This is a genomic window from Streptomyces sp. NPDC126499 (genome assembly GCF_040302485.1).
Classification (GTDB): domain Bacteria; phylum Actinomycetota; class Actinomycetes; order Streptomycetales; family Streptomycetaceae; genus Streptomyces.
Genome location: NZ_JBEOUO010000004.1, coordinates 117,895 through 128,247, shown reverse-complemented (window position 1 = coordinate 128,247; position 10,353 = coordinate 117,895). Strand labels below are relative to the sequence as shown.

Here is a 10,353-nt window from a genome sequence, read left to right as displayed (position 1 = left end):
GAGGCCGCTTCTTCTGCACCGGTGCTCGCATCCTTGACTCGTCCCGCCCATGAAGCAGAGGTGACGACCGGTCACATGTAAGAGCCCCCACCCCTGGTGTGTCTTCCGACCATTTCAGCGGTTCTGGTCAGGGGACTCACATCGGCCGCTCCGCCACCCGAACGAGTGAACAACACTCATGAGTTGGCGAACAACTCTCCATGGTGGCGGTTGGGGCGCCCGGCTTACCCCCGGTTGGATCTTCCGCGCGGCCTTTGGCAGGATGCCCGCCCGCAGCTCGCCGGAGCCCGTTGTTCCGGCGCTTCACGGCGCGCGCGCCCGGTTGGTACAGGCCAAATTCGGGCGTTTGGAGGCGTTGTGAAGGAGCGATGCAGGCGGGGCGGGCGCGGGGCAGACTGGGGATCATGCGTACGGAAGCGGCGACCCTGCCCGGCAGTCCCGAACGGCCCAACGAGGACTGGGTGGCCGCGGCTCTGCCCGCCTCGGGGGCGGGCGGCACGGTCGTGGTCCTGGACGGGGTGACGCCGCCGGCGGGCCCGGACGGTTGTGTGCACGGCGTCCCGTGGTTCACGGCCCGGCTCGGCGGCGCTTTGACGGAACTGTCCGTTTCCCGCCCGGATCTGACGCTGCCGGAGATCCTGTCGCTGGCAATCCGGCGCACCGCGGACGCGCACCGCGACAGCTGTGACCTTTCTCACGTCCGCACTCCGCAGGCGACGGTGGCCCTGGCGCGCTGGGACGCGACGACGGTGGAGCACCTCGTCCTGTCCGACGCGGCCCTGCTCCTGCGGGCGCCGGACGGGGCCGTACGGGCGGTCCTCGACGACCGGCTCGGCCGGATCCCCGTCGAGGTCCTGCGCTCCCTGGAGGCGACCGACCGGCTGCGCAACCAGGAGGGCGGCTTCTTCACGGCCGCCGCCGACCCGTCCGTGGCAGCCCGGGCCGTCACCGGCACGACCCCCAGGGCGGCGGTCCGCGCCCTGGCGGCCCTCACCGACGGGGCGACCCGCTGGGTGGACCTGTTCGGACGGGGCGACTGGACGGACCTCTTCGGCGTCCTCGACGAGGAGGGTCCGCGCGGGCTGCTCCAGCGGGTCCGGACCCTGGAGGCGGAGGACGCCCCGGCCCCGGCCGCCGCGCTCCGCCGCTGGAAGCGCCACGACGACGCGACGGCCGTGTACGCCCTTCTTTAGGGGCTCGGTTCGCCTCCGGGGCGCCTGAGCCGGGCCCGCGGCCGCTCCTCAGCCCTCCGCCGCCCGTACGTTGAAGTGGTGGAGCAGCCGGGCCAGTTCCGCGACCTCCGCGCGGTCCCAGTCGGCGAGCTTGCGCACGTACCGCTCGCGGCGGGCGTCACGGACGTGGCGGAAGCGGCCCTGGCCCTCCTCGGTGAGGCGGACGAGCGAGGCGCGGCCGTCGGCGGGGTCGGGGTCGCGGGCGACCAGGCCGAGCTCCTCCAGAGCGCGCAGCTGGCGGCTCATCGTGGCCTTGCCGACGCCGAAGTAGCCGGCCAGGTCGGTGGCGCGCTGGGGGCCCGCCTCGTCGAGGCGTACGAAGAGTCCGTAGGCCGCGGGCTCCAGTTCGGGGTGGACCTCGCGGGCCATTTCGCCGGACTGGGCGCGGGCGCGGCGCAGAAAGACCGCCAGTTCGCGCTCCAGGGCGAGGAAGACCTGGTCCACACCACTCCCGTTCGTGGGCTGGGCTTCACTCCCCGTACCGCTTCCGTGCACGTCAGCACCCCTCGCGCGCTTTCCGCTCGCTGAAAGTTTCTTCCTCGCGCGGCCATCGCCGCAGCTCCTTCAGTATTTCGCAGGCGTAGACCAACGGCGGCATCCGGGCCCTCTTCCGCCGGGGGTTCTACGTGCGTAGCGTCGTGCCCGGCGACCTCGCCTGACATGTCCACACCAGGACATGCGTCCCGCTCCCCCCACCGAGCCTTTCGGAGGCACGCAATGCGTGTGCACAGATCCGGAACGTCCCTCGCCGGCGCCGCCCTCGCGGCCCTGGCGCTCCTCCTCCCCCTCACGCTCTCCGGCACCGCCAGCGCCGCCCAGGACGACCCGGGCGCCCGGCAGGTCCCGGCCCGCGGCTCCGCCTACATGGGCATGGGCGTGATCGCGCACGACGGCCAGGGCGGCAAGCCCGGCGGCATCTCGATCCAGGCGACCCAGACCGAGGGCGTCGACGTCTCCAGCCACCAGGGGAACGTGGACTGGCCGGCACTGTGGAACAGCGGCGTGCGGTGGGCCTACGTGAAGGCCACGGAAGGCACGTACTACAAGAACACCTACTTCACGCAGCAGTACAACGGCTCGTACAACGTGGGCATGATCCGCGGCACGTACCACTTCGCGACGCCCGACACGACGAGCGGGGCCGCGCAGGCCGACTACTTCGTGAACAACGGCGGCGGCTGGTCCAGGGACGGCAAGACGCTGCCCGGCGCGCTCGACATCGAGTGGAACCCGTACGGCGCGACCTGCTACGGCAAGACGCAGTCCGGGATGGTCGCCTGGATCCGGGACTTCGTGAACCGCTACAAGTACCGGACCGGCCGCGACCCGGTGATCTACACCGCGACCAGCTGGTGGAAGCAGTGCACGGGCAACTACGGCGGCTTCGCCACCACCAACCCGCTGTGGATCGCGCGGTACGCGTCGACGGTCGGCGAGCTCCCGGCCGGCTGGAGCTACTACACGATGTGGCAGTACACGTCGTCCGGCCCGATCGTGGGCGACCACAACCACTTCAACGGCGACCTCTCGCGCGTACAGGCGCTGGCGAACGGCTGACGGGCGCGCGAACGCCGTCGTGCGCGACTGAAGCCCCGCCTGACTGACGGCGTGCCCGGCTGACGGCGTGCCCGGCCGGCGGCGTGCCCGGCCGACGGGCACGCGTCACCGACAGACACGACAAGGCCGCGTGGCACGGCGGGCCTCCCGGGTGTGCGGCACACCCGGGAGGCCTTGCGCATTGGTATGGACCAATGCGACCCTCGGGGCGGCACCGCGCACGTGGGCAACTCCCGTGCCCGGCCCGCACGTTGCTCGTCGTCCCGTACTCCCCCACGCACGAGAGAGAGCCGCCGCATGCCGTCCCACCGCCGCACCTCAGCCGCCTTCGCCGCCGTCCTCGCCGCCGCGGCGCTCACCGCCCTCACCCCCACCGCCGCGCAGGCCCACGGCGCCGTGTTCAACCCGGTCAGCCGGATCGCGGCCTGTTACGCGGAGGGGCCGGAGTCCCCCGACTCCCAGGTCTGCAAGGACCTCGTCGCCGACTCGGGCACCCAGCCGCTCTACGACTGGAACGAGGTCAACATCGCCAACGCCGACGGCAACCACCGGGCCCTCATCCCGGACGGCAGGCTCTGCTCGGCCAACCGGGAGAAGTACCGCGCCCTCGACTGGGCCCGCACCGACTGGCCCGCCACGGCCGTCGCCCCCGGCGCCTTCGGCTTCAAGGTCCGGGTCACCGCCCCGCACTCCGGCACCATGACGATGTACCTCACGAAGCAGGGCTTCGACCCGGCCCAGCCACTGAAGTGGTCCGACCTGGACACCACTCCGGTCGCCGTCCACGCGACCACCCGCACCGCGACCGACGGGCACTACGCCTTCACCGGCACCCTCCCGGCCCGCACCGGCCGCCACGTCGTCTACATGGTGTGGCAGCGCAACGACAGCCCCGAGGCGTTCTACAGCTGCTCGGACGTCACCTTCGGCACCGGCGCCGGTACGGCGGCCAAGGCCGAGGCCCCGACCGAGGCCCAGCTCGCGGACGGCGCCGCGCTCTCGACGGTCAGTCACGCGGGCCACGGCGGCGACGAGGCGGCCCCCGCCCTCTCCGCCGACACGGCCGGAACCCCCGCCTCCCCGCTGCCCCTCGCCCTCGCGGGCGCCGGAGCCCTGGCCGCCTTCGGGGCGGGCAGCCTCCTCCTGACCCGCCGCCGCGGCGAGAACTGACACCGCCCACGGCACACAGAAAGGGGCGCCCGCACCGGGCGCCCCTCGCGTCTCACCGAGAGACGCGGCCCGCCGCATCGGCCACTGCCCCGAGGTCTTCCTCGCAGCCGGTCGCCGGGAAGAGAACGACGAGCCGAGGCGTCTCCTCCGCCTCCAGAGGCTCTTCGTACGGCGGCGCCTCCGGGTCGGGCAGGCGGTCACCGTGCCCGTTCGCCACCAGCTCGCGGAACGCTTCGCTTCCGCCGGTGAGCTCCTCGTACGCCTCCTCGGCCACGTAGTCCAGGTCCTCCCCAGTCCAGCCGCTCCTCCCGGCTCCCCGGCCGGTCGCGGAGCTGTCCCATCAGCGCCCAGAACGCCCTCTCGTCCATGCCGGCAGCATCGCAGGCGCCACTGACACCGACCGCCGCGCAGCCGCACAGCCGCACAGCGGTGACGCCCCTTCGAGTGTCGAATTCGCGCCATCCGCACCAGGACGGGTGGGAGTGAGTGCTTCCGTGGACAAGGTTCAGGAAAGCTCTGTTCGAACGGCCGTCAGCGCACCGTCGTCCGACCGTGAAGGAGTGCACTCCATGCGTCAGGAGCCGCCGTGGACCTACCACCGGGGAGAAGGGCCGCGCACGCTCGGAGTGGAGGAGGAACTGCTCGTCGTCGATCCCGTGACCGGGGTGCCCCAGCCGCTCGCGGGGGCCGTCGCCGGGATCACCGCCTGGCACGCCGATGTCCTGCGGCGGGCCGACCGGGTGGAGCCGGCGAAGACGGAGCTGTTCCGGGAGATGCTGGAGATCGCCACCCCGCCCTGCGCCGGCGCCGACGAGCTCGACGAGCAGCTCCGGCAGGCCCGGCTGGCGGCCGCGGCCGCCGCCAAGGAGGCGGGGGTGGCGGTGGCGGCGCTCGCGACCGCGCCGGTGCGCTTTGAACCGGTCCTCAGCCCCGACGACCGTTACCGGCGCATCGAGGACCGGTTCGCCCGGCTCGTCGACGACAAGCTCACCTGCGCCTGTCACGTCCATGTCCACCTGGCCTCCGCCGAGGAGGGCGTCGGTGTGCTGGACCGGATCCGGCCCTGGCTCGCGCCGCTGCTCGCGCTCAGCGCCAACTCGCCGTACTGGCAGGGCCGGGACACCGGCTACGCAAGCTGGCGTCACCAGCTGTGGTCGCGCTGGCCTATGAGCGGGCCGAGCGAGCTGTACGGGGATGTCGCCGCGTACGAGGAGACCACCCGGGCGATGCTGGCGAGCGAGGTGCTCGTCGACGACCACATGGTCTACTTCGACGCCCGGCTGTCCCGCAGCTATCCGACGGTGGAGGTCCGGGTCGGGGACGTGTGCCTGCACGTCGAGGACGCCGTGCTCCTCGCCCTCCTCGTGCGGGCGCTGGTGGAGACCGAGGCGAGGGCCTGGCGCGCCGGCGTGGACGCCGACCCGGTGCCGACCGCCGTGCTCCGGCTGGCGTCCTGGCGGGCCGCCAGGCACGGCCTCGGGGAGAGGCTGCTGCACCCGCGGACCTGGCGCCCGGCCCCGGCGGCGGATGTCCTTCGGGCCCTGCTCGACCACGTCGGCCCGGCCCTGGAGGCCACCGGCGACCTGGACCGGGCGGTGCGCGGCGTCGAGCTGCTGCTCTCCCGGGGCACCGGGGCCGACCTGCAGCGGGCCGCCTACGACCGGGACAAGGACCTGGCCTCGGTGGTCGCCGACGCCGTGCGCCGCACCGTCCCGGCCTGACACGGCGGCGGCGGGGCGCCCTCGTCGAGGAGGGCGCCCCGTCACCGGAGAGCGTCAGGCCGCCGCGCCCACCGCGACCTCGGCCGGGGTGAGGGCGATCTCCAGGACCTGCCGGACGTCCGTCACCGGGTGGACCTCCAGCTTGTCCAGGATCTCGGCGGGGACGTCGTCCAGGTCGGCCTCGTTCCGCTTGGGGATCACGACGGTGGTGATGCCCGCGCGGTGGGCGGCGAGCAGCTTCTGCTTCACGCCGCCGATGGGCAGCACCCGGCCGGTCAGGGAGACCTCGCCGGTCATCGCGACGTCCGTGCGGACGAGCCGGCCGGACAGCAGCGAGGCCAGGGCGGTCGTCATCGTGATGCCGGCGCTCGGGCCGTCCTTCGGGACCGCGCCCGCCGGGAAGTGGATGTGCACGCCGCGGTCCTTCAGGCCGGTGACGGGCAGCTCCAGCTCCGCGCCGTGCGAGCGGAGGAAGGACAGCGCGATCTGCGCGGACTCCTTCATCACGTCGCCCAGCTGGCCGGTGAGCGTCAGCCCGGCCGCGCCCGTCTCCGGGTCGGCGAGCGACGCCTCGACGAAGAGCACGTCGCCGCCGGCCCCGGTCACCGCGAGCCCGGTCGCCACGCCCGGCACCGAGGTGCGCCGCTCGGCCGGGTCCTGGGCCGACTCCGGTACGTGGTGCGGGCGGCCGATCAGCCCGCGCAGGTCGTCGGGGCCGATGGTGAAGGGGAGCTCCCGCTCACCCAGTTCGTTCTGCGCGGCCACCTTGCGCAGCAGGCGGGCGATCGAGCGCTCCAGGGTGCGGACGCCCGCCTCCCGGGTGTACTCGCCGGCGAGCTTGCGCAGCGCGGCCTCCTCCAGGACGACCTCGCCGGTCTCCAGACCGGCCCGCTCCAGCTGCCGGGGCAGCAGGTGGTCGCGGGCGATGACGATCTTCTCGTCCTCGGTGTAGCCGTCGAGCCTGACCAGCTCCATCCGGTCGAGCAGCGCCTCCGGGATGGCCTCCAGGACGTTGGCGGTCGCGAGGAACACGACGTCGCTCAGGTCGAGCTCGACCTCCAGGTAGTGGTCGCGGAAGGTGTGGTTCTGCGCCGGGTCGAGGACCTCCAGGAGCGCCGCCGCCGGGTCGCCCCGGAAGTCGGAGCCGACCTTGTCGATCTCGTCGAGCAGGACCACCGGGTTCATGGACCCGGCCTCCTTGATGGCGCGGACGATACGGCCGGGCAGGGCGCCGACGTAGGTGCGCCGGTGGCCGCGGATCTCGGCCTCGTCGCGGACGCCGCCGAGGGCGACCCGGACGAACTTGCGTCCCATGGCGTGGGCGACGCTCTCGCCGAGGGAGGTCTTGCCGACGCCGGGCGGGCCGACGAGGGCGAGCACGGCGCCGCCGCGCCGGCCGCCGACGACACCGAGGCCGCGCTCGGCGCGCCGCTTGCGCACGGCCAGGTACTCGGTGATGCGCTCCTTCACGTCCTCCAGGCCCGCGTGCTCGGCGTCCAGGACGGCCTTGGCGCCCTGGATGTCGTACTGGTCCTCGGTCCGCTCGTTCCACGGCAGTTCGAGGACGGTGTCGAGCCAGGTGCGGATCCAGGAGCCCTCGGGCGACTGGTCGCTGGCCCGCTCCAGCTTGTCGACCTCCTTGAGGGCCGCGTCGCGGACCTTCTCGGGCAGGTCGGCGGCCTCCACGCGGGCGCGGTAGTCGTCGGACTCGTCGCCCTCGCTCTCGCCGTTGAGCTCGCGCAGCTCCTTGCGGACGGCTTCGAGCTGGCGGCGCAGCAGGAACTCGCGCTGCTGCTTGTCGACGCCTTCCTGGACGTCCTTGGCGATGGTCTCGGCGACGTCCTGCTCGGCGAGGTGGTCGCGCAGCTGGGTGGTGGCGAGCTTGAGGCGGGCGACGGGGTCGGCGGTCTCCAGAAGCGCGACCTTCTGCTCGACGGTGAGGAAGGGCGAGTAGCCGGAGTTGTCGGCGAGGGCGCCGACGCCCTCGATCTGCTGGACGCGGTCGACGACCTGCCAGGCGCCGCGCTTCTTCAGCCAGGTGGTGGCCAGCGCCTTGTATTCCTTGACGAGTTCGGTCACGGCGCCGGGCAGCGGGTCGGGCACGGTCTCCTCGACCACGGTGCCCTCGACCCACAGGGCGGCGCCGGGTCCGGTGGTGCCGGCGCCGATGCGGACGCGGCCGAGGCCGCGGATGAGCGCGCCCGGGTCCCCGTCGGACAGCCGGCCGACCTGCTCGACGGTGCCGAGGACGCCGGTCCCGGCGTAGGTGCCGTCGACCCTGGGCACCAGGAGCACCCTGGGCTTTCCGTTCCCTCCGCGCGCGGCGGCCTGGGCGGCCTCGACCGCGGCCCGCACGTCGTTGTCGGACAGGTCCAGCGGCACCACCATTCCGGGCAGCACGACCTCGTCGTCGAGCGGCAGCACAGGCAGAGTGAGCGGCACGGACGCCATGGACTCAGAAGCCATGATCTCCCCTTCGGCAGTCAAGTTGAGCTGTATGGACTCAATGCACCTGCGCCGCGGAATGTTCCCCACCGCCTGTTCGCTGTGAGCGATCAGACTCCCACGCAGCGCGAACAGCGGATGTAATGCCCTCATGGATATCGCAGCCATTACATCGGCCTGGGTGGCCGGCTGGACCGTCTCGCGGGGGACTCCCGCCGCCGTCGTCGAGCCCTGGGGCTACCGGATCGACGTGGGACTGCCCCGGCACCCGTTCCGGCACGTCCTGCCGCACCCGGACGCGGTGTCCGTCGGGAGGCTGTGCGCCGACGTCACCGAGCCGTACGCGTGGCTGAAGGTGATGGCGGCACCCGAGGAGGTGGCACCGTGGATCACCGAGGGCTGGACGATCCCGGACGATCCGGGCTTCATGATGACCAAGGAGCTCGATCCGTCCGCCCGTCCGGCGCCTCCCGAGGGGTACGCCCGGACGACGGAGACCCGCGACGGCGTGATCCGGGTCCGGATCCTCGCGCCGGACGGCACCCTCGCCGCCCGTGGCCAGATCGCGCCGACCGGCGCCACCGCCGTCGCCGACCAGATCGAGACCGACCCCGCCCACCGCCGCCGGGGCCTCGGCGCCAACGTGATGCGCACCCTGGAGGCGGCGGCCGCCCAGGCCGGCGCGACGACCGGCGTCCTGTCGGCGACGAGGGACGGGATGGCCCTGTACGACTCGCTCGACTGGTACCACCGGGGCCCGCTGACCGGAGTCGTCCGCACCGGTTGAGCGTTCCGGCTGCGCGGGGGCCGGTGGGCGGGCATGCTCGGCCCATGGAGTACGCGAAGCGGTACGGGACGGCGGCGGCGGTGGCGGTCGCCGCCCTGGCCATGGCCGTGGCCGGATGCGGCCCGACCCCGTCGGCAGAGGGCGACAAGCCGAGCACGACCCTCGGCATCCCGCCCGTGCCGAGCGGCCCCGCCGACGCCACGGCCACGGCCCCCGCGACGACCGGCGTCACGGCCGGCCGAAACGATCCGGCCCCTCAGGAGGTGCTCGTCGAGGTCGTCGTCAACGGCGGCTTCGCCGGCGTCACCAACAAGCTGGTGGTGCACTACGACGGCACGTACACCCTCCGCTCCGGCACCAAGCCGGCCAAGGAGGGCCGGATGACCGCCGCCGGGGCCGCCGCGCTCCGCGCCGCCCTGGAGGACCCGGCCTACGCCAAGGTCCCGGCCCGCCCCACCGGGGCCCCTGCGGCCGACGGCTTCAGCTTCTACATCACCCACGCCTACCGGCTCGTCGTCACCCAGGACGGCGAGAACCGGCCACCCGCGCTCCAGCGCGTCCTCGACGCCCTCCCCGGCGGCGGCCCGCCCACCTCGCCCTGACGGCCCGGCCCCAGGGCGCCGGCCGCCCCCGTACGACGCGCACCGTACGCATGGCTCGTCAGACCCGTACCGCTCGTTAAGCGTTTGTCCCGGCCGCCCGCGCCCGCCCAGGATGACCGGGACCAGACACGTACACATCGAGCCACGGAGTGAGCATGACCAGCCCCGTCACCCTCGACCGCCGCGAGGGCCCGTACGGAGAAGTCGTCCTGCGGCAGCGCGACACGCACTACGAGATCATCGCCAACGGCACCTTCCTGATGGACACCTCCGACGGCCGCTCCGAGCGGCTGCTCGTCGACGCGGCCCTGGACGCCCTGCCCGAGAGCCGGCACGGCCGCGCCGCCGTCCTCGTCGGCGGCCTCGGCGTCGGCTTCTCGCTCGCGCACGCCGCCGCCGACCCCCGCTGGGGCCGGATCGTGGTCGCCGAGCGCGAGGAGGCGATCATCGACTGGCACCGTGAGGGCCCGCTCGCCGCGATCTCGGGTCCCGCGCTCGCCGATCCGAGAACCGTGATCCTGCACACGGACCTCGTCACCCACGTCCGCACCTCCCCGGACACCTACGACGCGCTGTGCCTCGACATCGACAACGGGCCCGACTGGACCGTCACCGAGGACAACGAATCCCTTTACTCCGCCGAGGGTTTGGCGGCCTGCGCGGCCCGGCTGAACCCGGGCGGAATCCTCGCGGTGTGGTCGGCGCGACCCTCCGCCGATTTCGAAGAGTCGTTGCGGAATGCCGGATTCAGCGGGGTACGGACGGAAGAGGTCCCCGTTGCCCGGGGCGTCCCCGACGTGGTCCACCTCGCCGTCCGGCCCGCCTGATCACCTGCGTAG

At 73.2% G+C, this 10,353-nt stretch carries 10 protein-coding genes; 7 read left to right on the top strand and 3 right to left on the bottom strand.

From position 1 onward, the window contains the following. Nucleotides 1–404 precede the first annotated feature (404 nt). Entirely contained in the window at nt 405–1,193 is a 789-nt protein-coding gene (locus tag ABTZ91_RS07325) for a hypothetical protein (RefSeq protein ID WP_352076161.1), read from the top strand. A gap of 48 nt (nt 1,194–1,241) precedes the next feature. Here the strand turns inward: ABTZ91_RS07325 and ABTZ91_RS07320 are convergent, their stop codons facing one another. Further along, entirely contained in the window at nt 1,242–1,727 is a 486-nt protein-coding gene (locus ABTZ91_RS07320) for a MarR family winged helix-turn-helix transcriptional regulator (protein ID WP_407077911.1), read from the bottom strand. A 222-nt stretch (nt 1,728–1,949) separates the two neighbouring features. Here ABTZ91_RS07320 and ABTZ91_RS07315 point away from each other — a divergent pair, with 222 nt between their 5' ends. Both ABTZ91_RS07315 and ABTZ91_RS07310 read left to right on the top strand, forming a co-directional pair. Further along, nucleotides 1,950–2,789: a lysozyme gene (locus ABTZ91_RS07315; protein WP_352076159.1), complete on the top strand. Its 840-nt coding sequence runs from the start codon at nt 1,950–1,952 to the stop codon at nt 2,787–2,789. A gap of 297 nt (nt 2,790–3,086) precedes the next feature. Continuing rightward, complete coding sequence (locus ABTZ91_RS07310; protein ID WP_352076158.1) at nt 3,087–3,959, top strand: lytic polysaccharide monooxygenase; 873 nt, start codon at nt 3,087–3,089, stop codon at nt 3,957–3,959. Between the two features lie 52 nt (nt 3,960–4,011). On the opposite strand, the gene ABTZ91_RS07305 is transcribed toward ABTZ91_RS07310, so the two are convergent. Further along, nucleotides 4,012–4,233 carry a hypothetical protein gene (locus ABTZ91_RS07305; RefSeq protein WP_352076157.1) on the bottom strand — a complete coding sequence of 74 codons (222 nt, stop codon included), beginning with the start codon at nt 4,231–4,233 and terminating at the stop codon, nt 4,012–4,014. A gap of 295 nt (nt 4,234–4,528) precedes the next feature. On the opposite strand from ABTZ91_RS07305, the gene ABTZ91_RS07300 reads away from it, so the two are divergent. Further along, the gene (locus tag ABTZ91_RS07300) at nt 4,529–5,680 is read left to right on the top strand and encodes a glutamate--cysteine ligase (protein WP_352076156.1); all 1,152 of its coding nucleotides are present in this window, start codon (nt 4,529–4,531) and stop codon (nt 5,678–5,680) included. Between the two features lie 54 nt (nt 5,681–5,734). On the opposite strand, the gene lon is transcribed toward ABTZ91_RS07300, so the two are convergent. Beyond that, complete coding sequence (gene lon / locus ABTZ91_RS07295; RefSeq protein WP_352076155.1) at nt 5,735–8,146, bottom strand: endopeptidase La; 2,412 nt, start codon at nt 8,144–8,146, stop codon at nt 5,735–5,737. A gap of 130 nt (nt 8,147–8,276) precedes the next feature. Here lon and ABTZ91_RS07290 point away from each other — a divergent pair, with 130 nt between their 5' ends. From ABTZ91_RS07290 to ABTZ91_RS07280, 3 genes are all read left to right on the top strand, one after another. After that, nucleotides 8,277–8,912: a GNAT family N-acetyltransferase gene (locus ABTZ91_RS07290; protein WP_352076154.1), complete on the top strand. Its 636-nt coding sequence runs from the start codon at nt 8,277–8,279 to the stop codon at nt 8,910–8,912. Between the two features lie 44 nt (nt 8,913–8,956). Beyond that, nucleotides 8,957–9,514: a hypothetical protein gene (locus tag ABTZ91_RS07285; protein ID WP_352076153.1), complete on the top strand. Its 558-nt coding sequence runs from the start codon at nt 8,957–8,959 to the stop codon at nt 9,512–9,514. A 155-nt stretch (nt 9,515–9,669) separates the two neighbouring features. Continuing rightward, nucleotides 9,670–10,341 carry a spermidine synthase gene (locus ABTZ91_RS07280; protein ID WP_352076152.1) on the top strand — a complete coding sequence of 224 codons (672 nt, stop codon included), beginning with the start codon at nt 9,670–9,672 and terminating at the stop codon, nt 10,339–10,341. The last annotated feature ends 12 nt before the right edge of the window (nt 10,342–10,353 follow it).

Coding starts and splice junctions, on each gene's coding strand:
- ABTZ91_RS07310 (WP_352076158.1), top strand. CDS start 3,087: ATGCCGTCCCACCGCCGCACCTCAGCCGCCTTCGCCGCCGTCCTCGCC.
- lon (WP_352076155.1), bottom strand. CDS start 8,146: ATGGCTTCTGAGTCCATGGCGTCCGTGCCGCTCACTCTGCCTGTGCTG.
- ABTZ91_RS07280 (WP_352076152.1), top strand. CDS start 9,670: ATGACCAGCCCCGTCACCCTCGACCGCCGCGAGGGCCCGTACGGAGAA.
- ABTZ91_RS07325 (WP_352076161.1), top strand. CDS start 405: ATGCGTACGGAAGCGGCGACCCTGCCCGGCAGTCCCGAACGGCCCAAC.
- ABTZ91_RS07315 (WP_352076159.1), top strand. CDS start 1,950: ATGCGTGTGCACAGATCCGGAACGTCCCTCGCCGGCGCCGCCCTCGCG.
- ABTZ91_RS07300 (WP_352076156.1), top strand. CDS start 4,529: ATGCGTCAGGAGCCGCCGTGGACCTACCACCGGGGAGAAGGGCCGCGC.
- ABTZ91_RS07290 (WP_352076154.1), top strand. CDS start 8,277: ATGGATATCGCAGCCATTACATCGGCCTGGGTGGCCGGCTGGACCGTC.
- ABTZ91_RS07285 (WP_352076153.1), top strand. CDS start 8,957: ATGGAGTACGCGAAGCGGTACGGGACGGCGGCGGCGGTGGCGGTCGCC.